Below are 23,705 nucleotides of genomic sequence, written 5' to 3'. Positions count from 1 at the left end.
TCAACCAACGATCGGCCTTTCCACGGGCAGCGAGTAGAGCTGCGATCGGGATGTCGCGGCGACCGCCGCGGCGAGAGTCACTGTACCAACGCGCCCCATGAAGATGGTGGCCGCGAGGATGTACGAGCCGGCTTCCGGCAGCGTCTCGGTCACTCCTGAAGTGAGGCCCACCGTGCCGAACGCGGAGATCACGTCGAAGAGCACGTCGATCACGTCGTCGCCGGTGATCTGAGTGATCGCGACGGTCGATATCGCCACGATCGTCGCACCCCAGGCGACGACGCTGAGAGCCACGCGCTGCACGTCGCTGGGGATGCGCCGGCCGAACACCTGCACGGACTGGCGGCCCTTCGCCTCGGACCACACCGCGATCGCCAGCACGGCGAGCGTGGTGACCTTGATGCCGCCCGCGGTCGATGCCGAGCCGCCGCCGACGAACATCAGCATGCAGGCGACCAGCATCGACGAGCCGTACAGGTCGTTCATGTCGATGACGTTGAAGCCGCCCGATCTGGTCATGGCGGACAGGAAGAACGCCTGTACCGTCGTGTCGACGGCGTCCATCGAGCCGAACGTCTTCGGATTGCTGTGCTCCAGCAGCAGGAAGACCGCGGCTCCGACGAAGAACAGCAGCACGGTGGTGACGATGGTCAGCTTCGCGTGCAGAGACCAGCGCTTGAAGTGCCAGTGGTGCTTGGCGAGCGAGTAGATGACGGGGAACCCGATGCTGCCGAGGAAGACGCCGGCCATGAGCAGGATCAACACCACGTAGTCGTCGGCGAACGCTGCCACGCCGCCGTCGTTCGGGGCGAACCCGGTGTTGGTGAACGACATGGCCGCGAAGTACGGCGCCTCCCAGAGAGCCGAGACGGGGTCGACGCCGGCCAGCACCAGTGCCGGGTAGAGCAGCACGGCGAGGCCGATCTCGATGATGAGCGCCGAGATCGCGACGGTCGTGAGCAGCTGACCGACCTCGCCGAGGCGCACGGTCTGGCTCTCGTTGACCGCACCGCCGTGCGCGCGCAGCGGGTTGGTGTCGCCAGCCGCCATCAGCTTGGCGCTGAGACCGAGCTTCTTCGAGATCACCATGCCCATGAGCGAGGCCAGGGTCAGCACGCCCAGGCCGCCGATGTTGACGCCGATGAAGATCACGGCGTGCCCGAACGGCGACCAGTGCGCGCTCATGTCGACCGTGGACAGGCCCGTCACGCAGATGGTGGAGACAGCGGTGAACAGCGCGTCGCTGAGTGCGGTGACCGTGCCCGCGGCCGAGGCGATCGGCAGTGACAGCAGCGTGGTCCAGAGCAGGATCAGCAGTGCGAAGACGACGATCGCGAAGCGCGACGGCGATGACGTGACGAAGTGGCGGAGCTGTGATCCCAGCCAGCGCAGGGAGACGTGAGAAGCGGATGCCGGCGCGCTGCTCGACATCGGACCCCCTCTCCGTCTGAGACCCGGGCGGCGGTGCCCGCCGGACCTCCGTCATGGTACTCCGTGGGGCCGCGCGGCCTCGGCAGGCTAGGCGAGGGTCACCCTGCGGGCTACCCTGAACACATGACGGACATCTTCGACGTGATCGCGGACGGCACGAGGCGCGACATCCTCCAGCTCCTGCTGCGCCGTGAGAACGAGGATGACGGCGGCACCAGCGTCACCGAGATCGTCAGCGAGCTCGGGGTCAGCCAGCCCACGGTCTCGAAGCATCTGAAGGTGCTGCGCGACGCCGATCTGGTCACGGTCCGCGAAGACGGCCAGCGCCGTTTCTATAGCATCTCCGTCGCACCGCTCGAGCAGGTCGACGACTGGCTGGTGCCCTTCCTCGTCGATGCGTTCGGCGACCAGGCGCCCGACATCGACCTCATGCCGCTGCCCGACGGCGCCGCGCACGCGGCCGAGGTCGTCGGCCGCGCCGCGGCATCCGCCAAGTACGCGGTGACCACCGCGCTCAAGCGGCTCGGCGCCTAGCGGTCAGGCGCGACGCCGCCGACCGAACAGCCACGCGCCCCAGAGTGCGGCGATCGCGATGATGGCGACGCACCAGCCGAGCGCCCAGACCGGCTGGGTGCCGAGGTCGGTGCCCATCAGCAGACCACGGATCGTCTCGATGATCGGCGTCACGGGCTGGTAGGTCGCGATCCACTGCAGCCACGACGGCATGGTGTCGATCGGCACGAACGCGCTGGACAGGTACGGCACGAACATCAGGATGAATCCGTATCCGCTGGCCGCCTCAGGGCTCCCGGCGGCGAGGCCGATCGCCGCATAGAGGTAGGTGATCGCAAGGATGTACAGCGCGATCACCGCGGTCGCGGCGATCCAGCCCGCGATGTTCGCGGTGGGGTGGAAGCCCAGCAGCAGCGCGACGCCGATGACCACGGCGGTGGCGACGAGGTTGCGCACCAGGCTGGCCACGACGTGCCCGGTGAGAACGGCGCCGGCGCGCAGCGGCATGGTGCGGAACCGGTCGATGATGCCGGTGGTCATGTCGCGCGAGACGTAGGTCGCCGTGGTCGCGGCGCCGAACCCTGCGCACAGCAGGATGATGCCGGGCACGACGTAGTCGACGTAGTTGCCATCGGACTGCAGAGCGCCGCCGAACACGAAGGTGAACAGCAGCATCAGCGTCACGGGCAGCATGATCGACATGCTCAGCGACTCGCCGTCGCGCAACGACTGGGTGAGGCTGCGGCGCACGAAGACGCGTTCGGCGCCGAACCCGCGGATGCGGGGGCGCGGAGCCGGAAGGGCGAGGGGAGCGGCGATGGCGGTCATGAGATCTCCTGGGGGATGCGGGCGTCGCTCCGCGGCGCACCGGTCATGCTGAGGAACACGTCGTCCAGAGTCGGGCGGCGCAGGGAGACGGATGCCGCGGCATCCGCCTGGTCGAGCTGATCGAGCGCTCGCCGCAGGCCGGCGACGCTGCCGTCGGTGGGGATCTCGCGGAGCACCTCGTCGTCGGCTCCGTGCAGCACGACGGTGTCGCTGCCGACCAGGGCCTTCAGCTGCGCGGGCGTGCCGGTCTCGACGATGCGCCCGCCGTCCAGGATCGCGACGCGGTCGGCGAGCAGGTCGGCCTCCTCGAGGTACTGCGTGGTGAGGAACACGGTGGTGCCGGCATCCGCCAGCGTGCGGATCACCTCCCACAGCTCGAGGCGGCTGCGCGGGTCGACGCCGGTGGTCGGCTCGTCCAGGAACAGCACCTCAGGGGTGACGACGAAGCTGAGCGCGAGGTCGAGGCGGCGGCGCATGCCGCCGGAGAACGTCTTCACCGGCTTCGACGCCGCATCCGTGAGCGAGAACCGCGTGAGCAGCTCGCCGGCGCGCTCGCGCGCCGCGCGGGGATGCAGGCCGGAGAGCCGCCCGAGCATCACCAGGTTCTCGGTGGCGGTGAGCATGTCGTCGACGGCGGCGCTCTGGCCGGTGAGGGCGATGCGCCTGCGCACCTCCACCGGTTCGGATGCCACGTCGTGGCCGGCCACGCGCACGGTGCCTGCCGTCGCGGCGAGCAGCGTCGTGAGCACGGAGATCGCGGTGGTCTTGCCGGCCCCGTTGGGTCCCAGGAGGGCGAACACCTCACCCGGCGCGACCTCGAGATCGAGACCGTCGAGCACGGTGTGGGTTCCGAACGAGACACGTAGGCCTCGGACGTCGATGGCGGGGTTCATCTCGGCATCCTTTCTGTGTATGGGTGAAACTGTGTATGACCGTAACATACCGTTTATGGCGTACACAACCATAGGATTGCGAGCATGACCGACGTCGAACCCGAAGAGCTTCCGCGCGGGATCGCCCTCGCCTGGGGCGTCGCCGCGAACCCCCAGCGCGGGCCCAAGCGCGAGATGAGCGTCGAGCGGATCGTCGACGCAGCGGTCGAGCTCGCCGATGCCGAGGGCATCGGCGCGGTGTCGATGGCGGCGGTCGCCGCGAAGCTCGGCTTCACCCCGATGTCGCTGTACCGCTACGTCAGCGCGAAGGACGACCTGCTGCTGCTCATGGAGGAGCAGGCGGTCGGGCTCCCGCCCGAGGATCTCCGTGAGATCGACGGCTGGCGGGCGCGACTGCGCGCGTACTTCGAGGCCCAGGTGCTCATCTATCTGCGGCATCCGTGGATGCTGTCCCTGCCGATCACCGGATCGCCGATCACGCCGAACAGCTCGGCCTGGCTGGACTCCGCGCTGGAAGCCCTGGACGGGACGCCGCTGAACCCGTCCGAGCGGCTGGCGGTCGCGCTCGGCTGCACCGGACAGGCGCGCTGGTACGGCACCGTGCTCGCCGGCTACACCGAGCAGGCGCGCACGAGCGGGCTGTCGGCCGACGAGATCACGGCCCGCGAGGCGGCGCTGTTCGATCGCGTCATCACCGCGGCCGAGTTCCCCGCGCTCCGCGCGGCCATCGATTCCGGAGTCTTCCTGCACGACGACGACCCGTTCCGGTTCTCGATCGAGCGCTACCTCGAGGGCGTGGAGACGTACATCGCCGGTCTGGACCGCGGCGGCGATCATGCGGATGCCGCGCCGTGGCTGCGCGACGACAGTGCGGAACTGAGCGCGGACAAGCGCGTCCGGGCTGCAGCGAAGCACGTGCGCGAGGCGGAGAAGGCGCTGCGCTCCGCGCGGAAGGAGGAGCGCCAGGTCCGCCGCGACGCCGCGGCCCGCCTCGCGTCCAGAACGGAGAAGTGACGCCTCCGCAGCAGCACAGGGGGAGATGGCCGCTGACGGAGGCGTCCGGCGGACCCGGGTCCGCCTTTCGGGGGGCTGGCCGCTTGGGAGGAGCGGCACTGCTCACAAGCGTGCCGCACCGCCCTATGCGTGCCGTGCGACGGCGGTGCGAGCGGCCTGGGAGCAGGCTCGACAATCCGTGTGAACGAACCCGCGCGGGGCGGTCACAGCGATCACACGGGTCACAGAGGTTTACATCCGTCGCAGCGCGCCTCTAGAGTGTGCTCAACAGAGAGGGGTATGTGGGATGCCCGATGTTCCTGACGTCCGATTCCTCACGGTGGCCGAGGTGGCCGAACTGATGAGGGTCTCGAAGATGACCGTGTACCGCATGGTGCACTCCGGCGAGCTGCCCGCGATCCGGTTCGGTCGCAGCTTCCGCGTGCCCGAGTCCGCCGTGGCCGAGGCGCTGCAGCGCCCCATCGCCGACGCCGGCTGAGCCTGCGTCACCGGCATGGCTGTCGGTTTGCTAGACTCGATCGGGGCATTTTTCCATGCCCGTTCCCGGGTGTCCGCAGAGTCGACGCCCAGCCCCTGACGTAAAGAGGTTCCCGTGGGTTCTGTCATCAAGAAGCGCCGCAAGCGCATGGCGAAGAAGAAGCACCGCAAGCTGCTTCGCAAGACTCGCCACCAGCGCCGCAACAAGAAGTAAGCGGCACGACACCGAGCGCTCCTCGACCTCCGGTCGGTGGGGCGCTTCGTGTCTGCGCCCGGGAAGGAAGCCATGAAGTCGATCACCGTCGAGCAGCTCGCCGCCGCAGGCGACACCCCGCTCATCGATGTCCGCGAGCGCGACGAGTTCGCCCGGGGACACGTGCCCGGTGCCGTGAACCTGCCGATGTCCGACTTGGGCAACCGCCTGGACGAGCTGCCCACCGAGGCGTTCAACGTGATCTGCGAGCTCGGCGGCCGTTCCGCCAACGTCGTTCAGGCGCTCGAGGCGCGTGGCTACGACGCCACGAACGTCGACGGCGGCACCGCCGAATGGCGCGCCCAGGGACGTCCGGTCGATCTCCCATGACCACACTCACGCTGATCGGCAAGCCCGACTGCCACCTCTGCGACGTCGCCTCCGAGGTCGTCGACCAGGTGATCGCCGAGATGCCGGATGCGGCGGCCGAGAGCATCGAGATCGTCGAGGCCTCCATCCAGGACGACCCCGCCCTGTATGAGTTGTGGTGGGAGAAGATCCCTGTCGTGCTGATCGACGGCGAGTTCCATGCGCACTGGCGAGTCTCGCCCGATCGGCTGCGCACCGCACTGGAGGAGAAGATCAGTGCTTGTACTGAGCGAACGGAGTGAGTCGAAGTGCTTGTACTGAGCGAACGGAGTGAGTCGAAGTGATCCGTCACGTCGTCATGTGGAAGCTCGCGAGCGAGGACCCCGCGGAGCGCGCCGAGCAGGCCGCCGAGGTGGCCCGCCGCCTGAACGCGCTCGACGGCGTCGTGCCGCAGCTGCGGGCCGTGAACGCCGGCGCGAACGCAGTTCCGATCGAGTCGAACTGGGACGTCGCGCTTGTGGCCGACGTCGAGAGTGCCGACGACCTCGAGGCCTATCAGGTGCATCCGGCGCACGTGGAGGCGGCCGGCTACATCCGCTCGGTCGTGGCGTCGCGCGTCGCCGTCGACTTCGAGGTCTGACTGCAACGTAATCGTGACCGATCGGTCAGATACCGATGTCACCGACTCAGGTTCGTCGTGTAAGGATGTATGCACCCGAGCACCGGGGAACCCGACCGACCCTGGAGTGACAATGAACCGTCGCCGCCCACTTCTCTTCGGCGCTGCCGTCCTCGCGGCCGCCGCCCTCGCCCTCACCGGCTGCGCGAGCAACCCCGGTTCCGGTGGCGACTCCGACAAGCCCGCGGCCGGCGCGGACTACGGTCTGGTGACCGACGGCACCCTCACCGTGTGCTCGGACATCCCGTACGCACCCTTCGAGTTCGAGGGCGGCGACAACGGCACCGGCTACACCGGCTTCGACATCGACCTGCTCGACGCGGTCGCCAAGAAGCTCGACCTCAAGCTCGCCGTGCAGGACACCGGATTCGACGCTCTGCAGTCCGGTGCGACGCTCGCCGCCGGCACCTGCGACATCGGCGCCTCGGCGATGACCATCACCGACGAGCGCAAGAAGAACATCGACTTCGCCGACGCGTACTACGACTCGCTGCAGTCGCTGCTGGTGCGCACCGACTCGGGCATCAAGAGCATCGACGACCTCGACGGCAAGAAGGTCGGTGTGCAGCAGGGCACCACCGGTGAGAACTACGCCAAGGAGAACGCGAAGGGCGCCGAACTGGTGCAGTTCCCGTCCGACGGCGAGCTGTGGCCGGCGATCCAGGCGGGCCAGATCGACGCGATTCTGCAGGATCAGCCGGTGAACCTCGAGCACGAGAAGGCCGACAAGTCGTACAAGATCGTCGAGACCTACAACACGGACGAGCAGTACGGCTGGGCCTTCGCGAAGGGCGAGAAGGACAAGCTGCGCGAGGACGTGAACAAGGCCCTCGGCGAGCTGCGCGACAGCGGCGAGTACGACAAGATCTACGACAAGTACTTCACCGCGAAGTAAGAGGCGGCGAGTAGTCGATGGCGCTGCGCAAGAGGACGCGGAGCAGGCTCTATCAGGGCACGGTCTATGTCGTGCTCGGCGGTCTGCTGCTGTGGATGCTGATCGTCACGGATTGGTCGGCGGTGCAGAAGCAGTTCGCGAACCCCGAGATCGCGATGCAGATGCTCCCCGGCATCATCACGATCGGTCTGAAGAACACGATCGTGTTCACCGTGGTCTCGTTCCTCGGTGGACTGCTGCTGGGCATCGTGCTGGCCCTGATGAAGCTGTCCAGCGTCGGGCCGTTCCGCTGGATCGCCACGGTCTGGATCGAGCTGTTCCGCGGCCTCCCTGCACTGATGACGATCTTCGCGTTCGCCTTCATGCTGCCCATCGCACTGAAGGTGCAGTTCCCGGGCGGCTCGGTGGGCGCGGGCCTGCTCGGTCTGATCTGCGTGTCGTCGGCGTACATGGCCGAGACCATTCGCGCCGGCATCCAGGCTGTGCCGAAGGGGCAGACCGAGGCATCCCGCTCGCTGGGCATGTCGCCGATGAAGACGATGTTCTTCATCGTGCTGCCGCAGGGCTTCCGCATCATCATCCCGCCGATGACGAACGAGTTCGTGCTGCTGCTGAAGGACACCTCGCTGATGTTCATCGCGGGGTCCACCCTGTACACCAAGGAACTCACCACCTTCGCGCGTGACGGCATCTCGCAGTTCGCGAACTCGACGCCGTTCGTGATGGCGGCGCTGCTGTACCTGGTGGTGACGATTCCGCTCACGCGCTACGTCGCGTGGCTGGAACGACGGATGGCGAGGCAGCGATGAGCACCGGGCAGATCGACACGAGCGCACCCGCGATCGAGGTGCGCGGGCTGGTCAAGACCTACGGCGACAACGAGGTGCTCAAGGGCATCGATCTCACCGTGCGGGCCGGTGAGGTGGTGTGCATCATCGGTCCGTCGGGGTCTGGCAAGTCGACGCTGCTGCGCTCGGTGAACCTGCTCGAGGAGCCCACCGGCGGCAAGATCCTCATCGAGGGCATCGACATCACCGACGAAGACACCGACATCGACCGGGTGCGCACACGCATCGGCATGGTGTTCCAGAACTTCAACCTGTTCCCGCACATGAACGTGCTGGGCAATCTGATGATTGCCCAGCGGCAGGTGAAGAAGCGCTCGAAGGCCGAGGCCGAGAAGCTGGCTCGCGAGATGCTCGAGCGCGTCGGTCTCTCGGAGAAGGCTGACGCCTACCCCAGCCACCTCTCCGGCGGGCAGCAGCAGCGCGTCGCGATCGCCCGCGCCCTGTGCATGAACCCCGACATGATGCTGTTCGACGAGCCGACCTCGGCGCTCGATCCTGAGCTGGTCGGCGACGTGCTGCAGGTGATGCGGCAGCTGGCCGACGAGGGCATGACCATGCTGGTGGTCACGCACGAGATGGGCTTCGCCCGCGAGGTCGGCTCGCGCCTGATCTTCATGGCGGACGGCAACATCGTCGAACAGGGCGACCCGCGCGAGGTGCTCGCGAACCCGCAGGAGCAGCGCACGAAGGACTTCCTCTCGCGCGTGCTCTGAGCCCGTCCCTGGCAGGAATCCAGGACGACCGGCGTCATGTTCCGCCGGTATCGGACTCTCTAGTGTATGGGGACTCAATCACGGAGTCGCGTTCTGGGGAGCGCGACCCGGAGATCATCGAGCTCGGCGCGGGCCGTGGTGCGCCGCGCTGCCGTGGTCGAACCGCACGTCCTACAGCGCAACGGAGCAGTGCGGCTGCTGCGCGAGCGCGGAGGTCTGCAGGTCGTGCACGGCACCGACTCGCTCGCGGGGCTGCTGGAGTGGATGCGGGGCAGGGACGAGAGGCATTGGCCGCACCTGCTGGTCGCCGAGCTGCTGCCGATCGCTCCTGCCGGGGGCGACCTGCGCGCGCTCGCTGCGCTGAGAAGGGCGGGGATGCGCGTGCTGCTGCTGTCGTCGCTCGACTCACGGCACGATGTGCGCGCGGTGCGTGAGGCCGGCGTGGATGGCCTCGTGTCGAAGACGGACAGCGAGGATGTGCTGATCGCCTCGGTGATGCGGGTGCTCGACGGCGAGCAGGTGGTCACCGCGGCCGCCGAGGCGGCCGCCAGGGACGATTCGCGCATCCCCGGACTCTCCCCGCAGGAATCACGGCTCCTGGCGCTGTACGCCGATGGATGGAGCATCTCCGCCGCTGCGGAGGAACTCGGCGTCCGGCCGGACACCGCGCGCAAGTACCTGTCGCGGATCAAGCAGAAGTACGCGGCCGTCGGGGTCGAGGCACGCACCAAGGTGGACCTGATCCGGACGGCCTGGCGTGACGGGCTCGCCGATCCGGAGGCGTGACGCAGGTTCCGTGTATTGACCCACGGTGTGGGTCAGGATCTCGGCCCGATTCGGCCCGGCCTGCCGTGCACACGCACGATGGTGGTGCGCACCCGACTGGGGCGGTGCGCATCACCATCACGATTCTGGGGAGGATCAGCATGGAGTCTTTCGCGTCTCTGGGGGGCCGAAACTCGAAGTCCGGAACGACACGGCGGACAGTGCTCAAGGGTGCCGCGTGGAGCATTCCCGTCATCGCCGCGGCCACGGCGGTGCCGTTCGCGTCGGCGTCCGAGGTGGGCGTGGTCATCGCGTCAGGAGGGAACGCCTGCAAGCTGCCCGGCAGCTCCTGCAAGGACAACGGCTGGACCAAGGGCTACCTGCAGCCGCTGACGATCGACAACCCGACCGGCGAGGCCGTCACCGTCACGATTCCGTCCACCGTGACGCTGGCGCTCAACGGCGTCGACGTGACCTTCACGGTCAGCCCGTCGACGTTCACGATCCCTGCCGGCGACAGTCAGCGGGTGCTGCTGAACATCGTCAACCAGGGGAACAGCCCGACGGCGACCATCACCGGATCCATCCCGTGGTCGCACTCCGCCGGTGGATCAGGGTCCGTCGTCATCAGCACGGCGGCGACGCCGCCGTGCGACAACTGCACGGCCTGATCCTCAGGACACGGAGAGAGGGCGGGATGCTGAGCATCCCGCCCTCTCTGTACTGATCTCTCAGCCGTCGACTTCGACGACTTCTGCTTCAGCGGCGTTGCGTCGCACCGAATCGATGCCGTTCATGGCACTCGCTTTAGACGAGTAGCCCTGGCCGGTGGCGATGACCTCGCCATTGCCGGCCTTCAGACGAAAACGCCAATCGCCGCCCTTGTCCGTGTAGAGCTCGAACTTACCTGCCATAGGGCAACCCCTCTCGTTCGGGTCCGAGGGAAGATCCCCTCACGGATGAACGTAGACCCGAATCCGCGCGGAGGGAAGCATCGGGCTCCACTCAGCGAGGAACGCGGTACTTGAAGCCGACGTGCGAGCCGACGTAGCCGAGGCGTTCGTAGAAACGGTGCGCATCGGTGCGTGCGGCATCCGAGGTGAGCTGGATCAGGGCCGCACCGAGCGCGGGCGCCGCGGCATCCGACACCCAGCGCATCACGGCGGAGCCGATGCCGGAGGAGCGCAGGGTGCTGCGCACCCGCACCGCCTCGATCAGCAGGCGCTTCGCGCCCTGCCGAGCCATCCCGGGTATCAGGGTGAGCTGCAGGGTGCCGACCAGCGCGCCGTCGAGGTCGACGACGAGCAGGTCGTTCGACGGCTCGGCGAGGATCTCGACGAGGGCGGCCGCGTAAGCGGGGCGGTCGGCATCGGATGCCTGGTCGCCGCGCGACGCGCTGATCGGGTCATCCGCGAGCAGGGCGATGATCGCGTCCGCGTCGTCCGGAGTCGCTCGCCGCAGCACGGCCGCGCCGGCACGGGAATCGAACGGATGCGGCAGGGGGAGGGCGTCGAGCATGGGTCCAGTCTCTCAGCCGGAGACGCCGAGACCCCGCGACGACGGGCGTCGCGGGGTCTCGGCGAAGGGATCAGGCCTGGGCCGGAGCATCCTCCGACTCGTCCTCCGGGACGAAGTCGACGCCCGCCTCGGCGCGCTGCTCGGGCGTGATGGTGCCCGGGGCCTCGGTGAGCGGGTCGAAGCCGTTGCCCGACTTCGGGAACGCGATGACCTCGCGGATCGAGTCGGTCTTGGTCAGGTGCTGCAGCACGCGGTCCATGCCCAGCGCGATGCCGCCGTGCGGCGGGGCGCCGAACTTGAAGGCGTCGAGAAGGAAGCCGAACTTCTCCTGCGCCTGCTCCTCGCTGATGCCCATGACCTTGAAGACGCGCTTCTGGATGTCTTCCCGGTGGATGCGGATCGAGCCGCCGCCGAGCTCGGAGCCGTTGCACACGATGTCGTACGCGTAGGCCAGTGCCGAGCCGGGGTCGGTGTCGAAGGTGTCCTCGAACTCGGGCTTCGGGCCGGTGAACGCGTGGTGCACGGCGGTCCAGGCGCCGGCACCCACTGCCACGTCGCCGGATGCCACGGCATCGGCGGCGGGCTCGAACATCGGGGCGTCCATCACCCAGGTGAAGGCGAACACGTCGGGGTCGAGCAGGCCGAGGCGGCGGCCGATCTCGACGCGTGCGGCGCCGAGCAGCGCGCGGCTGTCCTTGGTCGAACCGGCGGCGAAGAACGCGCAGTCGCCTGCCGAGGCGCCGACGAGCTCGGCGAGACCGGCCTGCTCCGACTCGGAGAGGTTCTTGGCCACGGGGCCGCCGAGCGTGCCGTCCTCGTTGAACAGGACGTACGCGAGGCCACGGGCGCCGCGCTGCTTGGCCCAGTCCTGCCAGGCGTCGAGCTGCTTGCGGGGCTGCGAGGCGCCGCCGGGCATGAGCACCGCACCGACGTACTCCGACTGGAACACGCGGAACGGGGTGTCGGCGAAGTACGACGTCGCCTCGACGATCGGCAGACCGAAGCGCAGGTCGGGCTTGTCCGAGCCGTAGAGGGCCATCGCGTCGGCGTACGTCATGCGCGGCAGCGGGGTCTGCACCTCGACGCCGATGGTCGCCCACATCGCCTTGATGACGGACTCCATCATCTCGATGACGTCCTCCTGGTCGACGAAGCTCATCTCGATGTCGAGCTGCGTGAACTCCGGCTGACGGTCGGCGCGGAAGTCCTCATCGCGGTAGCAGCGCGCGATCTGGTAGTACTTCTCGATGCCGCCGACCATGAGCAGCTGCTTGAACAGCTGCGGCGACTGCGGCAGCGCGTACCAGCTGCCAGGGTGCAGACGCGCGGGCACCAGGAAGTCGCGGGCGCCCTCCGGGGTGGACCGGGTCAGCGTCGGGGTCTCGACCTCGAGGAAGTCGCGTTCGTGCAGCACATCGCGGATCGCCTTGTAGACCTGCGAGCGCAGGCGCATCGCGGCGGCCGGCTCGGGGCGGCGCAGGTCGAGGTAGCGGTGCTTGAGGCGCACCTCCTCGCCGACCGGGTCGGCGCCCTCGAGTCCGGTGGAGACCTGGAACGGCAGCGGGGCCGACTCGTTCAGCACCACGACGTCGTCGGCGGTGACCTCGATCTCGCCCGAGGGCAGGTTCGGGTTCGCGTTGCCCTCCGGGCGCAGCGAGACCTGACCGGTGACCTTCAGGACGAACTCGCTGCGCAGCGGGTGCGCGATCTCCTCGTCGCGGATGACGACCTGAGCGATGCCCGAGGCATCCCGCAGATCGATGAACGCGACTCCTCCGTGATCACGACGACGATCGACCCAACCCGTGAGGGTGACGGTCTGACCGATGTGCTCGGCTCGCAGTGAGCCTGCCGTGTGTGTGCGAAGCACGGAGAATTCCTCCTGATAGGGGACGGGATATCAGTCCAGTTTACGTGAGGGGGAGGAAGCCGCAGAGCGGCCGATCAGTAGACTCGCGGGCATGCCGGCATCCCGACTGCACCTCGTCCGTCACGGTGAGGTGCACAACCCCGAACACGTGCTCTACGGCCGACTGCCGGACTACCATCTCAGCGAGGCGGGGCGCGGGATGGCGCAGGCCGCCGCCGACCATGTCACAGCCCTCGGCCGCCCGGTGAGCACCCTGCGCTGCTCGCCGCTGGAGCGCACGCAGGAGTCGGCCGCGCCGTTCGCCGCCGCCTTCGGGCTGGCTCCCGTGCTCGAGGAGCGCATCATCGAGCCCTGGAACTTCTTCGAGGGCAGGCGCATGCGCAAGGCGCTGCGCAACCCCCTGAACTGGTGGCAGCTGCGCGACCCGAACATGCCGAGCTGGGGCGAGCCCTACGAGTCGATCGCCGATCGCATGGTCGCCGCGATGGACGACGCGTGGGACGCCACGGACGAGGGCGACGTCGTCTTCGTGTCGCACCAGGCGCCGATCTGGATCACGCACCGTCGTGTGGCCGGGCTGAAGCTGCGGCACGATCCGCGCACCCGGCGCTGCGCGCTGAGCAGCATCACGAGCTTCGAGCGCGTCGGCGACGTCTGGCGCGAGGTGGACTACGCCGAGCCTGCGGCGGCGGGGATCGACCTCGGTGCGGTCTGACCACCACCGGTGAGCGCCTCGTGCGTCATCCGGCCAGCAGGGACTGCACGACTCCGACCGCGGCGAGCTGACCGGCCGCAGCCGCGGCGATCACCGAAGCCATGGGGCCCGGGAGCGCTGCGCGATGAGCCAGATCGCCCGCCGCCGACACCCCCGCGACGGAGGCGCGGCCGAAGTCGTCGACCTCGATCGCTCCGGAGTCCAGCGTCCGCAGGCCGAGTGACTCGGCGAACGGGGCGCGCTGGCGCAGCGAGCCGGAGGCGACGAAGACTCCGGCGACCTGCGATTCGTCCGCATCGGTCCGGACGAGAACTCCTTCGGTCGACGATGCGACCGAGCGGACCGGCCGATCGCTCACCCCGGCGCCGGAGCTCTCGAGCATCCGTCGTTCCGCCTCCGTGTACGGCGCGTCGATCGGGAACGCGGTCACCGATGAGGCGATGCGGCCGAGGAGGCCGGTCAGGTGCTCGGCGCGCGCCGCGGCGCCCAGCACGGCGATCGGCCGACCGGCGTGCTCGTGGCCGTCGCAGAACGGGCAGCCGAACGCGCGCACGCCCCACAGCTCGGCGAGGCCGGGCACATCCGGAAGTTCATCGGCCACGCCGGTGGCGAGGACGATGCGGCGCGCTCCGGCCACGGTCCCGTCGGCCAGGCGCACGTCGAACGCGTCTTCCGCACCCGTGATCTCCTCGGCCTTGATATTCCTGATCTCGATGTCGGAGTACGCGGCGAGCTGCGCCCGTGCGGTGGCGCGGAAGTCCGAGGGCGGGGTGCCGTCGTTCGCGACCACATTGTGCATGTGCAGCACCGTGCCGTTGCGGTACTCGCCGGAGTCGAGGAGCAGCACTGAGCGGTGCATGCGCCCGAGGGTGAGGGCGGCCTGCAGGCCGGCGGGGCCTCCGCCGATGATGATCGCGTCGTACATGTCCTGTCCTTCCGTCGGCGCGGGGTTGCGTTCGGCCCCAGTCTGTGACTTCATGTCGACATGAAGTCAAGCGCCGAACATCCCTGGTCCGTGGGCGAGGTCGCCGCTCGCTTCGATCTGCCCACCAACGTGCTGCGGCACTGGGAGGCGGTGGGGCTGCTGCGACCCGCGCGTGATGCCGCCGGGAGAAGGCGGTACGGCGAGGACGAGGTCGTCCGCATCGCCGTGATCCAGCGGAGCAAGGCCGCCGGGATGAGCCTCGAGCAGATCGGAGTGCTGCTCGACGACGGAAGCGCCGGACGGCATCAGGTGCTCCAGGCGCATCTGGACGACCTCGATCGCCGGATGGACGAGATGCGGCGCTCACGCGAGATGACAGAGCACGCCATGGGATGCCGCTCTCACGACATCGCCACCTGTCCGCGTTTCCGGGCAGGAGTCGCGGACGTGCTGGCCCGGTTCCCGGAGCCGTACCTTACAGAGCGTGCATAGGGTTCACGCGTACGATTCCCAGCGTGTCCCGCCCTGTACGTCCCCTGATCGCTGCCGCGCTCGCCGCGGTCTTCGCCATCGGATTGAGCGCCTGCACGGCCAATGACCCCGCCGCCGACGAGTTCGGCAAGGGCGACACCGTCTACAGCTCCAACGACGTGCGCGTCGCCGAGATCAAGCCCACCGAACGCGGAGCGGCGATCGAGTTCGCCGGCACCACGGAGGACGGCAAGAAGTTCGACAGCGCCGACACCCGCGGCGATGTGACGGTGGTCAACTTCTGGTACTCGTCCTGCGGTCCGTGCCGGCTCGAGGCGAAGGACCTCGAGAAGGTCTGGCAGAAGCACCAGGCCGACGGCGTCGAGTTCGTCGGCATCAACATCTACGACCAGGCCGACACCGCGAAGGCCTTCGCCGACAAGTACGGCATCACCTACCCGAGCATCATGGACGCCGACAGCGGCCAGGCCAAGCTCGCCTTCGCCAAGGTGACGCCCATCCAGGCTCCGCCGGTGACCCTCGTCCTCGACCGCCAGGGCCGCGTCGCCGCGCGCATCATCGGACCGATCGACGGTCCGTCCGTGCTCTCCACCCTCATCCAGGACGCCCTCTCGGAGAAGGCGTGAATCCCGTAGACGTCATCGGATCCGGCGCGCTCTGGCTCGCCGTCCCGCTCGCGATGCTGGCGGGACTGGTGTCGTTCCTCTCGCCGTGCGTGCTGCCGCTCGTGCCCGGGTACCTGGGATTCATCGGGGGAGCGGTGGGCACGAATTCCGCGGGTCCTGAGCGAGCGAAGCGAGACGAAGGGCGCTCAGGAACCGGATCTGCGAAGGGCCGTCTGCTGCTCGGCGTGCTGCTCTTCATCGCCGGCTTCACCGTCGTCTTCGTGTGCATGACCGTCCTGTTCGGCACCGCGGGCATGTTCCTGCTCGAGTGGATGCCGCTGATCACCCGCATCCTCGGCGTCGTGATCATCGCGATGGGACTGGTCTTCCTCGGCTTCTTCGGCTTCGCGCAGCGCGAGATGCGGATGCACGTGAGCTCGGCGACCGGCCTGATCGGGGCGCCGCTGCTGGGCGTCGCGCTCGGCCTCGGCTGGGCGCCCTGCCTCGGCCCGACGCTCGCCGCGATCTCGGCCCTGTCGGTGAACGTCGGCACCCCTGGGCGGGCAGCCCTTCTCGGCGTCGCCTATTCGCTGGGCCTCGGCATCCCGTTCCTGCTGATCGCCCTCGGCTTCGGCTGGGCGACCAGGACCGTCGGCTTCCTGCGCCGTCACGTGCGCACCATCAACATCATCGGAGGCGTGCTGCTCATCGTGCTCGGAGTTCTCATGGTGACCGGGGTCTGGACCCAGATCATGTCTCGCGTGGCGGCGGTGATGGGAAATGTCGTCCTCCCGCTCTGAGGTGAAGGACGGCGCTTCGGCCGCGACCGACCCGCTGCGCCCCTCCGACCACATCGACTCCACCGACACCGGCGACGGCGACATCAATCAGCCCAGGCTCGGCTTCACCGGCTGGATGCGCTGGGGCTGGCGCCAGGTCACCTCGATGCGCGTGGCGATCATCCTGCTGCTCGTCCTCGCGATCGCGGCGATCCCCGGCTCGATCTTCCCGCAGCGCTCCGCCGACCCGAACGGCGTGATCAAGTGGAAGGCCGACAACCCCGACCTGTTCCCCGTCCTGGACAAGCTCAGCCTGTTCGACGTGTACTCCTCGCCGTGGTTCTCGGCGATCTACCTGCTGCTGTTCCTCTCGCTCATCGGCTGCATCATCCCGCGCATCAAGCACCACCTGAAGGCGCTGCGCGCGCTGCCGCCGCGCACTCCGGCTCGGTTGTCGCGACTCGACGACCACCGCGAGACGGTGCGCGCGAGCGCGGACCCCGACGCCGAGGCAGGGCGCGCGGTCGACGTCGCCGAGAAGCAGCTGAAGGCGCTCGGCTACCGGGTGTCGCGCTACGACCGCGGCGCCGTGCGCTCGGTGTCGGCCGAGCGCGGCTACCTGCGCGAGACCGGCAATCTGCTCTTCCACATCTCACTGGTGGGCGTGCTGGTCGCCGTCGGCGTGGGCGGCGGGCTCGCGTACACCGGCCAGAAGGTCGTGATCGAGGGCCGCAACTTCGTCAACATCCTCACCGACTACGACTCGATCAACCGCGGACGCTTCGTCGGCGACGACGCGCTCGCGCCGTACCGGATGACGCTGGACTCCTTCGACATCAAGTACCAGCCCCCCGGCGCCGCGGGCGCCGGCCAGGCCGGCGACTTCGCCGCGAACGTCACGGTCACCGAGGCCGACGACTCCCAGCACAAGGGCGTCGTCAAGGTGAATCACCCGCTCGCCATCGGCGCCGACAAGGTGTACCTGCTCGGCAACGGCTACGCGCCGAGCATCACGGTGCGCAACGCGAAGGGCGACGTCGTCACCAGCGGTCCTGTCGCGTTCCTGCCGCAGGACAACAACATGACCTCGCTCGGCGTGCTGAAGGTGCCGGACGGGATGCCGGAGCAGATGGCGCTGACCGGGTTCTTCTACCCGACGGCGGGCAAGCTCTCCACCGGCGCGTTCACCTCGGCCTACCCCGACCTGTACGGCCCGATGCTGACCCTCGACGTCTACACCGGCGACCTCGGCATCGACGACGGCACCCCGCAGTCGGTGTACGTGCTCGACACCAACCCGATGACCAAGCTCACCGGGCGCGGCACCGACGTGAAGTCGATCCAGCTCGAGCCGGGCAAGACGGCCCAGCTCCCGAACGGCATGGGCTCCGTCACCTTCGAGGACGAGTCGCCCAAGGGCGCCAAGGACTTCACCCAATCGGTGAAGCGCTACGTCTCGCTGCAGATCCACCACGACGAGTCCGCGGTGTGGGTGCTGGTCTTCGCCGTGCTCGCCCTGGTCAGCCTCGCTCTGGCGCTGTTCGTGCCGCGCCGCCGGATGTGGGTGAAGGCGACCCCCGGTGACGGCGGCGTGACGCTGGAGTACGCTGGCCTCGCCCGGGGCGAGGACCCGACTCTGGCCGCCGCCGTCGACGACCTCGCCCGCGGACACGAGCGGCTGCTCGACGGCTCCGCACCCCGGAACACCCCCACCGCTCCTAAGGAGAGCTGACATGGCCGATCTGGAATCCCTCTCCGTCGTGCTGATGTGGACGGCGATCGCGATCTACGCGCTCGCGTTCCTCGCCTACGCGTTCGACCTCGCCAGCCGTTCCGCGAAGACGGCGGATGCGAAGCTCGAGACCGCGAAGGCGAAGCAGCTCATCACGGCCGGCGGCGGGTCAGTGGCGGATGCCGGAGACGTCGCGTCAGCGGCGTCCGGAACCGAAGAGGCGAAGCCGCGCTACGTCATGGCCAGGATCGGCACGTCGCTGACGGTGCTGGGCTGGCTGTTCCACCTCGGCGCCACCGTGACCCGCGGCATCGCCGACGGGCACGTGCCGTGGTCGAACCTCTACGAGTTCGCGATGGTGGGCACGCTGCTGATCGTCGCGGTCTATCTGATCGTGCTCACGCGACTCGACGTTCGGTACCTCGGATCGTTCATCATCGGTCTCGTGGTGGTGCTGCTCGGACTCACCTCGACGAGCTTCTACGTCGCGATCACGCCCCTGGCCGAGCCGCTGAAGAGCGCGTGGCTGGTCATCCACGTGTTCGTCGCCTCACTGTCGACGGCGCTTTTCGCCCTGGCGTTCGCGCTGTCGGTGATGCAGCTGCTGCAGATGCGCCGCGAACGGCTGATCGTCGAGGGGGCCGCGAAGACCGGACCCGGCTTCCTGCGCACGATCCCCGACTCGAACCGGCTGGAGAGCCTGGCGTACCGTTTCACCGTGGTCGGCTTCATCGCCTGGACGTTCACGCTGATGGCCGGCGCGATCTGGGCGCAGGACGCCTGGGGCCGCTTCTGGGGCTTCGACGTCAAGGAGACCTGGACGTTCATCATCTGGGTGCTCTACGCCGGCTACATCCACGCGCGGGCCACCCGCGGCTGGCGCGGTTCGCGTTCGGCCTGGCTGTCGATCGTCGGCTTCGCGGCGGTGCTGTTCAACTTCACCATCGTCAACGTGTTCTTCAAGGGCCTGCACTCGTACTCCGGACTGAGCTGAGCCAGTAGTCTGACGGCATGATCCGTCTGCTGCTCCGCGCCGCCATCTCGCTGGTCACCGTCGCGGTGGCCCTGCTCATCTGCCTGTGGCTGCTGCCCGGCTTCTCGATCGGCTTCGCGGGCTTCGTCGTCGCGGTCATCGTGTTCGCGATCGCGCAGGCCATCCTGGCGCCGCTGATCCTCAAGATCGTGACGCGTCACGCCGAGGCGCTGGTGGGCGGCATCGGACTGATCTCGACCTTCGTCGCGCTGCTCATCGCCTCGCTGTTCCCCAGCGGTGTGCACCTGCGGGGCATCAGCACGTGGCTGCTCGCTACGCTGATCATCTGGGTGGTCACCGCGCTCGGAGGCTGGCTGCTGGCGAGCTTGATCTTCAAGAAGAAGACGAACGAGGCGCGCGGTCGCTGAGGCCGCACATCCGGGCCGGGTGACCATTGCCCCGGAGCCCTGTTTGTCGGAAGTATGGGCATGATGACCGCTGCCGCATCTCGCCGCGGTCCGGACGAAGGAGCCCCCGGGTGAGTGCAGCATCGGACCTGGCGCCGCAGGCGCCCCAGAAGGGGTTCCTCAACTGGATCGAGAAGGTCGGCAACAAGGTGCCGGACCCGACGATCATGTTCCTGTATTTGATCGGGTTCATCGCGGTGCTGTCCGCGATCCTGAGCTGGGTGGGCGTGTCAGTCACCGACGAGGTGGCCACTCCCGTGGCCACCGATCAGATCGGGCAGCTGAACGACCAGTTCGGCTCGCACTGGGTGATCTGGGACACGGCGACGGGTGAGCCGGCGGACGTTCCCGAGTACGTCGTCGAGACGCGCACCTTCGCGGTGCAGAACCTGCTGTCCATCGAGGGCATCCGGTTCTTCTTCACCTCCTTCGTGGACAACTTCGCCGGCTTCAGCGTCGTCGCGACCGTGCTGATCGCGATGGCCGGTGTCGGCGTGGCCGAACACGCGGGCCTGATGGGCGCGCTGATCCGCCGGGTGGTCAAGGTCGCTCCCCGACGCTGGCTGGCCGCGATCCTGCTGTTCGTCGGCGTGCTCTCCTCCGTCGCCACGGATGCGGGCTACCTCATCCTCGTTCCGCTCGCCGCCGCCGCGTTCCTCACGGTCGGGCGGCATCCGCTCGCCGGGCTCGCCGGAGCCTTCGCCGCCGTGGGCGCCGCGTTCGGGGCGAACCTGATCATCACGCCGAGCGACAGCATGCTCACCGAGATCACCAACGGTGTGCTCACGGCTGCGGGCATGGCGCCGATCCAGGTCACGCACAACCTCTACTTCGGCATCGTCTCGACGTTCCTGCTCACCTTCGTCGCCCTCTTCGTGACGATGTTCGTCACCGAGAAGCGTCTCGGCGCCTACGACCGCGCCGAGTTGACCATCGTCGATGATTCGGCGTCGATCGACCACGACGCCGAGGCGCGCGGACTGAAGTTCTCCGGCTGGGCGCTGCTGGGCTTCGTGCTCGTGATCCTCGCGCTCACCCTGCCGCCAGGGGCGCCGCTGCGGGCGCCGTCCGACGGCGACATCGCCGGCACCTCGCCGTTCATGGCGAGCCTGGTGTTCATCATCTCGCTGGCGTTCCTGGTCTGCGGCGTCGCCTACGGCGCCGGGGCGAAGACGCTGAAGGGCGGATCGGCGACCGTCGCCGCGATCGCCAAGACCTTCGCGAGCCTGGGCGGTCTGCTGGTGATGTTCCTGATGATCGCCCAGTTCATCGCCCTGTTCAACTGGACCAACCTGCCCACCGTCGCGGCGATCTCCGCCGCCGAGGCGCTGCAGCATGCCAACGTGCCGGCGATCGTGCTGCTGATCGCCTTCATCCTGGTGATCCTGATCCTGGACTTCATCCTGCCGGGACTGGTGCCGAAATGGGTGATCTTCGCGCCGGTGTTCATCCCGATCTTCGCCTCGCTGGACGTGGCCCCGCAGACCCTGCTGGCCGCGTACCGTGTGGGCGATTCGCCGGTCAACGTGCTGACCCCGCTGATGGTGTACCTGCCGTTCATGGTCACCGTCGCGCAGCGGTACAAGAAGGATGCCGGGATCGGCACGATCATCGCGCTGATGATCCCGTACGCGCTGTGGATGCTGCTGGCCTGGGCCGCCCTCTACGTGGTGTGGTTCCTCACCGGGATCCCGTGGGGCCCCGGATCCCCGGTGCAGATCGGCTGACCACCGCCGTTTCTCGTCGTTCTCGACAACCAAGGAGAAGTCATGACTCGCAGTCCGAACAAGCTCATCCCCGCCGACTTCGCGACCGTGCCGGGGCTGGACGCCCTGGACACAGCCGAGGTGAGGGTCGGGCCGACCGACGGTGACGTCGGAGCGGTCGGCTTCGGCGTGCACACCGACGGCGACGTGCCGGCCGGACTCGGGTTCAGTCGGGAGGCGCTCGAGGCGGCCGGGTTCGACGCGAAGCCCGGGGCCACGCTCCTGCTGCCGCAGGCGGACGGGCCCGACCTTGTGGCTGTCGGTCTCGGCGCGGCATCCGATGTGTCGCCGGCCGCGCTGCGCGACGCCGTCGCGTCCTTCCTGCGCGCGGCCGCACGGCACGGCCGGCTGGAACTGCAGATCGATCTGGGCGATGCCGACCGGGCATCCGCTCTGACGGCGCTCGCCGAGGGCGCGCTGCTGGCGCGCTACCGGTACACGGTGCTGATCGGCGATTCGAAGCACGTGCCGCTCGCGTCACTGACGCTGGGTGCGGGTGCGGGCGACGCCGAAGCGGATGCCGCCGCTGTCGCAGCGGCATCCGTGAGCGCGCGTGCCGCGATCGTGGCGCGCGATCTGGCGAACACCCCGCCCGGCCACCTGACCGCGACCGACATGGCCGAGATCGCGGCGGTGCTGGGGGAGCGGTTCGGCTTCGAGGTGACCTCCTACGACAAGGCCGGATTGATCGAGCTCGGCTGCGGCGGCCTGCTCGGTGTGAATCAGGGCTCGGTCGAGGAGCCGCGCATGGTCGTGCTGCACTACAAGCCGGAAGGCGACGCGACCGGCAGGCTCGGGCTGATCGGCAAGGGCATCATGTACGACTCGGGCGGCATCAGCCTGAAGCCGAGCGACCCGATGCACCTGCTGATGAAGATGGACATGGGCGGCGCGGCCGCGGTGCTCGGCGCGTTCACCGGCCTGCGCGACGCGGGCGCGACGTCCGAGGTGTTCGGCTGGCTGATGTGCACCGACAACATGCCCTCGGCCACGGCCTACAAGCTCGGCGACGTGCTCACCGCCCGTGGCGGCACGACGATCGAGGTGAAAAACACCGACGCCGAGGGACGCATCGCGATGAGCGACGCCTTCGCGCTCGCGAACGAGCAGGACGTCGACGCGATCATCGACATCGCCACGCTGACCGGAGCGGCGCTGGTCTCGCTCGGCGGGCACGTGGCGGCGATGCTCGGCAACGACGACCGTGTGGTCGAACTGCTCAAGGACTCGTCTGCGTCGACCGACGAGAAGATCTGGCAGATGCCGCTGGAGCGCAAGTACCGGGCACAGCTCGACAGCAACATCGCCGACATCTCGAACCTGGGCGGCCCGTACGGCGGCGCGATCACCGCGGCGCTGTTCCTGGACCACTTCACCGGCGGCACCCCGTGGGGTCACCTCGACATCGCCGGCACGATGCAGGTCGAGAAGGACGACTCCTGGCGCACGCAGGGCGCGACCGGCTTCGGCGCCCGTCTGCTGCTCGACCTGGCGACGGACTTCACCGCCTAGCATCCTGAGCGCGTGAGAAACCACTTCCTGCGTGAGAAACCGCGCGCGAGGTGGTTTCTCACGCGGAGAATGGTTTCTCGCGGGCGGATGCTGTGAAGGGGAAGACCTCACGGTGCTCCCTGGCGGCCGAGTAGGTGACGAACTCGACCTCGGACACGGTCTCGACGGGCGGAGAGTCGTACTCGTGTCGGGTGTCGTCCGCGAGCGCGGTCCATGCCTCCGGCGTGAGCGTCTTCGCGTAGACGGCCGACAGGTGGAACGTCCAGTCGTCGAGCGGGAGCTCGCCGATCCGGCGCAGATCGGTGCGGTCGAGCGCGTCGGTGAGCGATGCGTACGCGTGCAGCAGGCCGCGCGTGCGCGCCAGCCTTGCGATCACGATCTGCCAGGGCGCGGGGAACGCGTCGACCGCTTCGAAGACCAGATCGATCGGATGCTGTTGTGCAGCCCATTCGCGCACGACCCTGCGCACCCCGTCGACGCGCTCCGGCTCATAGAGCCCGCGCAGGGTCACGTGTGCCGCTCCCGGATAGCGCACGGTGTCGCCGAGGCGCCGCCGTGCAGAATCCTGCACCTGGTCGAACTCGTGCATGACCGCGCCCGTGGGCCGCAGCACGATGTACTGCTGGCCCTCCAGATCGCGGAGCTGCCCCGGGTCGGTCATGAAGTCGCGCGCCATCCGATGACGTTACATCTCGGGGCACGGCGCTCCGGCGTCCGTGACATCCGCCTGCTC

At 68.4% G+C, this 23,705-nt stretch carries 29 protein-coding genes; 21 read left to right on the top strand and 8 right to left on the bottom strand.

Annotated features, from left to right (window positions below):
• Nucleotides 1–1,431 carry a TrkH family potassium uptake protein gene (locus ACFVAE_RS07555; protein ID WP_378889857.1) on the bottom strand — a complete coding sequence of 477 codons (1,431 nt, stop codon included), beginning with the start codon at nucleotides 1,429–1,431 and terminating at the stop codon, nucleotides 1–3.
• Between the two features lie 123 nt (nucleotides 1,432–1,554).
• Between ACFVAE_RS07555 and ACFVAE_RS07550 the strand changes: the two genes are divergently transcribed.
• Complete coding sequence (locus ACFVAE_RS07550; RefSeq protein ID WP_378889854.1) at nucleotides 1,555–1,965, top strand: ArsR/SmtB family transcription factor; 411 nt, start codon at nucleotides 1,555–1,557, stop codon at nucleotides 1,963–1,965.
• Nucleotides 1,966–1,968: 3 nt separating this feature from the next.
• Here ACFVAE_RS07550 and ACFVAE_RS07545 read toward each other — a convergent pair whose 3' ends face one another.
• Nucleotides 1,969–2,772: an ABC transporter permease gene (locus ACFVAE_RS07545; protein ID WP_378889851.1), complete on the bottom strand. Its 804-nt coding sequence runs from the start codon at nucleotides 2,770–2,772 to the stop codon at nucleotides 1,969–1,971.
• Entirely contained in the window at nucleotides 2,769–3,665 is an 897-nt protein-coding gene (locus ACFVAE_RS07540; RefSeq protein ID WP_378889848.1) for an ATP-binding cassette domain-containing protein, read from the bottom strand. The genes ACFVAE_RS07545 and ACFVAE_RS07540 overlap by 4 nt, the downstream gene beginning before the upstream one ends.
• Before the next feature lie 84 nt (nucleotides 3,666–3,749).
• Between ACFVAE_RS07540 and ACFVAE_RS07535 the strand changes: the two genes are divergently transcribed.
• The 11 genes from ACFVAE_RS07535 to ACFVAE_RS07485 all read left to right on the top strand — a co-directional run bounded on the left by ACFVAE_RS07535 (nucleotide 3,750) and on the right by ACFVAE_RS07485 (nucleotide 10,289).
• Nucleotides 3,750–4,679 (top strand): TetR/AcrR family transcriptional regulator, encoded by a 930-nt coding sequence (locus ACFVAE_RS07535; RefSeq protein ID WP_378889846.1) that lies wholly within the window; start codon nucleotides 3,750–3,752, stop codon nucleotides 4,677–4,679.
• A gap of 286 nt (nucleotides 4,680–4,965) precedes the next feature.
• Nucleotides 4,966–5,157 (top strand): helix-turn-helix domain-containing protein, encoded by a 192-nt coding sequence (locus ACFVAE_RS07530; protein ID WP_378855763.1) that lies wholly within the window; start codon nucleotides 4,966–4,968, stop codon nucleotides 5,155–5,157.
• A gap of 114 nt (nucleotides 5,158–5,271) precedes the next feature.
• On the top strand, nucleotides 5,272–5,370 hold the full coding sequence (locus ACFVAE_RS07525) for a 30S ribosomal protein bS22 (RefSeq protein ID WP_003792170.1): 99 nt from the start codon (nucleotides 5,272–5,274) through the stop codon (nucleotides 5,368–5,370).
• A 72-nt stretch (nucleotides 5,371–5,442) separates the two neighbouring features.
• Nucleotides 5,443–5,739 carry a rhodanese-like domain-containing protein gene (locus ACFVAE_RS07520; protein WP_378889843.1) on the top strand — a complete coding sequence of 99 codons (297 nt, stop codon included), beginning with the start codon at nucleotides 5,443–5,445 and terminating at the stop codon, nucleotides 5,737–5,739.
• Entirely contained in the window at nucleotides 5,736–6,020 is a 285-nt protein-coding gene (locus ACFVAE_RS07515; protein WP_378889835.1) for a glutaredoxin family protein, read from the top strand. The genes ACFVAE_RS07520 and ACFVAE_RS07515 overlap by 4 nt, the downstream gene beginning before the upstream one ends.
• Before the next feature lie 38 nt (nucleotides 6,021–6,058).
• Nucleotides 6,059–6,358, top strand: coding sequence for a Dabb family protein (locus ACFVAE_RS07510; protein WP_378889833.1), 300 nt, complete (start codon nucleotides 6,059–6,061; stop codon nucleotides 6,356–6,358).
• A 112-nt stretch (nucleotides 6,359–6,470) separates the two neighbouring features.
• Complete coding sequence (locus tag ACFVAE_RS07505; RefSeq protein ID WP_378889831.1) at nucleotides 6,471–7,292, top strand: basic amino acid ABC transporter substrate-binding protein; 822 nt, start codon at nucleotides 6,471–6,473, stop codon at nucleotides 7,290–7,292.
• A 17-nt stretch (nucleotides 7,293–7,309) separates the two neighbouring features.
• Nucleotides 7,310–8,101: an amino acid ABC transporter permease gene (locus ACFVAE_RS07500; RefSeq protein WP_378889829.1), complete on the top strand. Its 792-nt coding sequence runs from the start codon at nucleotides 7,310–7,312 to the stop codon at nucleotides 8,099–8,101.
• The gene (locus tag ACFVAE_RS07495) at nucleotides 8,098–8,853 is read left to right on the top strand and encodes an amino acid ABC transporter ATP-binding protein (RefSeq protein ID WP_378889827.1); all 756 of its coding nucleotides are present in this window, start codon (nucleotides 8,098–8,100) and stop codon (nucleotides 8,851–8,853) included. Before ACFVAE_RS07500 ends, ACFVAE_RS07495 begins: the two co-directional genes overlap by 4 nt.
• 135 nt (nucleotides 8,854–8,988) lie before the next feature.
• Entirely contained in the window at nucleotides 8,989–9,639 is a 651-nt protein-coding gene (locus tag ACFVAE_RS07490; RefSeq protein ID WP_378889825.1) for a DNA-binding response regulator, read from the top strand.
• 200 nt (nucleotides 9,640–9,839) lie between these two features.
• Nucleotides 9,840–10,289, top strand: coding sequence for a hypothetical protein (locus tag ACFVAE_RS07485; protein WP_378889822.1), 450 nt, complete (start codon nucleotides 9,840–9,842; stop codon nucleotides 10,287–10,289).
• A gap of 60 nt (nucleotides 10,290–10,349) precedes the next feature.
• Here the strand turns inward: ACFVAE_RS07485 and ACFVAE_RS07480 are convergent, their stop codons facing one another.
• The 3 genes from ACFVAE_RS07480 to aspS all read right to left on the bottom strand — a co-directional run bounded on the left by ACFVAE_RS07480 (nucleotide 10,350) and on the right by aspS (nucleotide 13,006).
• A complete protein-coding gene (locus ACFVAE_RS07480) occupies nucleotides 10,350–10,532 on the bottom strand; it encodes a YegP family protein (protein ID WP_378889820.1) in 183 nt (60 codons plus the stop codon).
• A gap of 91 nt (nucleotides 10,533–10,623) precedes the next feature.
• Nucleotides 10,624–11,136: a GNAT family N-acetyltransferase gene (locus ACFVAE_RS07475; protein WP_378889818.1), complete on the bottom strand. Its 513-nt coding sequence runs from the start codon at nucleotides 11,134–11,136 to the stop codon at nucleotides 10,624–10,626.
• Nucleotides 11,137–11,206: 70 nt separating this feature from the next.
• Nucleotides 11,207–13,006 carry an aspartate--tRNA ligase gene (gene aspS / locus ACFVAE_RS07470; protein WP_378889815.1) on the bottom strand — a complete coding sequence of 600 codons (1,800 nt, stop codon included), beginning with the start codon at nucleotides 13,004–13,006 and terminating at the stop codon, nucleotides 11,207–11,209.
• A gap of 91 nt (nucleotides 13,007–13,097) precedes the next feature.
• Between aspS and ACFVAE_RS07465 the strand changes: the two genes are divergently transcribed.
• Nucleotides 13,098–13,721: a histidine phosphatase family protein gene (locus tag ACFVAE_RS07465; protein WP_378889812.1), complete on the top strand. Its 624-nt coding sequence runs from the start codon at nucleotides 13,098–13,100 to the stop codon at nucleotides 13,719–13,721.
• Between the two features lie 25 nt (nucleotides 13,722–13,746).
• On the opposite strand, the gene ACFVAE_RS07460 is transcribed toward ACFVAE_RS07465, so the two are convergent.
• Nucleotides 13,747–14,646: an NAD(P)/FAD-dependent oxidoreductase gene (locus tag ACFVAE_RS07460; protein ID WP_378889809.1), complete on the bottom strand. Its 900-nt coding sequence runs from the start codon at nucleotides 14,644–14,646 to the stop codon at nucleotides 13,747–13,749.
• A gap of 60 nt (nucleotides 14,647–14,706) precedes the next feature.
• Between ACFVAE_RS07460 and ACFVAE_RS07455 the strand changes: the two genes are divergently transcribed.
• The 8 genes from ACFVAE_RS07455 (at nucleotide 14,707) to ACFVAE_RS07420 (ending at nucleotide 22,972) form a co-directional block, all read left to right on the top strand.
• The gene (locus ACFVAE_RS07455) at nucleotides 14,707–15,138 is read left to right on the top strand and encodes a MerR family transcriptional regulator (RefSeq protein ID WP_378889807.1); all 432 of its coding nucleotides are present in this window, start codon (nucleotides 14,707–14,709) and stop codon (nucleotides 15,136–15,138) included.
• A gap of 23 nt (nucleotides 15,139–15,161) precedes the next feature.
• Nucleotides 15,162–15,764 carry a TlpA family protein disulfide reductase gene (locus tag ACFVAE_RS07450; RefSeq protein WP_378889804.1) on the top strand — a complete coding sequence of 201 codons (603 nt, stop codon included), beginning with the start codon at nucleotides 15,162–15,164 and terminating at the stop codon, nucleotides 15,762–15,764.
• The gene (locus ACFVAE_RS07445; RefSeq protein ID WP_378889801.1) at nucleotides 15,761–16,543 is read left to right on the top strand and encodes a cytochrome c biogenesis CcdA family protein; all 783 of its coding nucleotides are present in this window, start codon (nucleotides 15,761–15,763) and stop codon (nucleotides 16,541–16,543) included. The genes ACFVAE_RS07450 and ACFVAE_RS07445 overlap by 4 nt, the downstream gene beginning before the upstream one ends.
• Nucleotides 16,524–18,254 carry a cytochrome c biogenesis protein ResB gene (locus ACFVAE_RS07440; protein WP_378889799.1) on the top strand — a complete coding sequence of 577 codons (1,731 nt, stop codon included), beginning with the start codon at nucleotides 16,524–16,526 and terminating at the stop codon, nucleotides 18,252–18,254. The genes ACFVAE_RS07445 and ACFVAE_RS07440 overlap by 20 nt, the downstream gene beginning before the upstream one ends.
• A 1-nt stretch (nucleotide 18,255) precedes the next feature.
• Nucleotides 18,256–19,248, top strand: coding sequence for a c-type cytochrome biogenesis protein CcsB (ccsB, locus tag ACFVAE_RS07435; protein WP_378889796.1), 993 nt, complete (start codon nucleotides 18,256–18,258; stop codon nucleotides 19,246–19,248).
• Nucleotides 19,249–19,265: 17 nt separating this feature from the next.
• Complete coding sequence (locus ACFVAE_RS07430) at nucleotides 19,266–19,655, top strand: phage holin family protein (protein ID WP_378889793.1); 390 nt, start codon at nucleotides 19,266–19,268, stop codon at nucleotides 19,653–19,655.
• A gap of 110 nt (nucleotides 19,656–19,765) precedes the next feature.
• Nucleotides 19,766–21,421, top strand: coding sequence for an AbgT family transporter (locus ACFVAE_RS07425; protein WP_378889790.1), 1,656 nt, complete (start codon nucleotides 19,766–19,768; stop codon nucleotides 21,419–21,421).
• Nucleotides 21,422–21,463: 42 nt separating this feature from the next.
• Nucleotides 21,464–22,972, top strand: a complete 1,509-nt coding sequence (locus ACFVAE_RS07420) for a leucyl aminopeptidase family protein (RefSeq protein WP_378889789.1) — start codon at nucleotides 21,464–21,466, stop codon at nucleotides 22,970–22,972.
• 58 nt (nucleotides 22,973–23,030) lie between these two features.
• Here ACFVAE_RS07420 and ACFVAE_RS07415 read toward each other — a convergent pair whose 3' ends face one another.
• Complete coding sequence (locus tag ACFVAE_RS07415) at nucleotides 23,031–23,648, bottom strand: 2'-5' RNA ligase family protein (RefSeq protein WP_378889788.1); 618 nt, start codon at nucleotides 23,646–23,648, stop codon at nucleotides 23,031–23,033.
• Nucleotides 23,649–23,705 lie beyond the last annotated feature (57 nt).

Origin of the sequence: Microbacterium sp. NPDC057659 (assembly GCF_042799915.1) — a bacterium.
In the GTDB taxonomy this organism is placed as follows: Bacteria; Actinomycetota; Actinomycetes; order Actinomycetales; family Microbacteriaceae; genus Microbacterium.
Note: the sequence above shows the minus strand (reverse complement) of the source record. Positions and strands in the feature narration are given on the sequence as shown.

Excerpts from the sequence above, each read along its gene's own strand:
- ACFVAE_RS07480 (WP_378889820.1), bottom strand. The coding sequence starts at position 10,532 with ATGGCAGGTAAGTTCGAGCTCTACACGGACAAGGGCGGCGATTGGCGT.
- ACFVAE_RS07430 (WP_378889793.1), top strand. The coding sequence starts at position 19,266 with ATGATCCGTCTGCTGCTCCGCGCCGCCATCTCGCTGGTCACCGTCGCG.
- ACFVAE_RS07455 (WP_378889807.1), top strand. The coding sequence starts at position 14,707 with ATGAAGTCAAGCGCCGAACATCCCTGGTCCGTGGGCGAGGTCGCCGCT.
- ACFVAE_RS07495 (WP_378889827.1), top strand. The coding sequence starts at position 8,098 with ATGAGCACCGGGCAGATCGACACGAGCGCACCCGCGATCGAGGTGCGC.
- ACFVAE_RS07415 (WP_378889788.1), bottom strand. The coding sequence starts at position 23,648 with ATGGCGCGCGACTTCATGACCGACCCGGGGCAGCTCCGCGATCTGGAG.
- ACFVAE_RS07440 (WP_378889799.1), top strand. The coding sequence starts at position 16,524 with ATGTCGTCCTCCCGCTCTGAGGTGAAGGACGGCGCTTCGGCCGCGACC.
- ACFVAE_RS07535 (WP_378889846.1), top strand. The coding sequence starts at position 3,750 with ATGACCGACGTCGAACCCGAAGAGCTTCCGCGCGGGATCGCCCTCGCC.
- ACFVAE_RS07465 (WP_378889812.1), top strand. The coding sequence starts at position 13,098 with ATGCCGGCATCCCGACTGCACCTCGTCCGTCACGGTGAGGTGCACAAC.
- ACFVAE_RS07515 (WP_378889835.1), top strand. The coding sequence starts at position 5,736 with ATGACCACACTCACGCTGATCGGCAAGCCCGACTGCCACCTCTGCGAC.
- ccsB (WP_378889796.1), top strand. The coding sequence starts at position 18,256 with ATGGCCGATCTGGAATCCCTCTCCGTCGTGCTGATGTGGACGGCGATC.
- ACFVAE_RS07530 (WP_378855763.1), top strand. The coding sequence starts at position 4,966 with ATGCCCGATGTTCCTGACGTCCGATTCCTCACGGTGGCCGAGGTGGCC.
- ACFVAE_RS07545 (WP_378889851.1), bottom strand. The coding sequence starts at position 2,772 with ATGACCGCCATCGCCGCTCCCCTCGCCCTTCCGGCTCCGCGCCCCCGC.
- ACFVAE_RS07500 (WP_378889829.1), top strand. The coding sequence starts at position 7,310 with ATGGCGCTGCGCAAGAGGACGCGGAGCAGGCTCTATCAGGGCACGGTC.
- ACFVAE_RS07505 (WP_378889831.1), top strand. The coding sequence starts at position 6,471 with ATGAACCGTCGCCGCCCACTTCTCTTCGGCGCTGCCGTCCTCGCGGCC.
- ACFVAE_RS07555 (WP_378889857.1), bottom strand. The coding sequence starts at position 1,431 with ATGTCGAGCAGCGCGCCGGCATCCGCTTCTCACGTCTCCCTGCGCTGG.
- ACFVAE_RS07420 (WP_378889789.1), top strand. The coding sequence starts at position 21,464 with ATGACTCGCAGTCCGAACAAGCTCATCCCCGCCGACTTCGCGACCGTG.
- ACFVAE_RS07550 (WP_378889854.1), top strand. The coding sequence starts at position 1,555 with ATGACGGACATCTTCGACGTGATCGCGGACGGCACGAGGCGCGACATC.
- ACFVAE_RS07520 (WP_378889843.1), top strand. The coding sequence starts at position 5,443 with ATGAAGTCGATCACCGTCGAGCAGCTCGCCGCCGCAGGCGACACCCCG.
- ACFVAE_RS07540 (WP_378889848.1), bottom strand. The coding sequence starts at position 3,665 with ATGAACCCCGCCATCGACGTCCGAGGCCTACGTGTCTCGTTCGGAACC.
- ACFVAE_RS07460 (WP_378889809.1), bottom strand. The coding sequence starts at position 14,646 with ATGTACGACGCGATCATCATCGGCGGAGGCCCCGCCGGCCTGCAGGCC.
- ACFVAE_RS07475 (WP_378889818.1), bottom strand. The coding sequence starts at position 11,136 with ATGCTCGACGCCCTCCCCCTGCCGCATCCGTTCGATTCCCGTGCCGGC.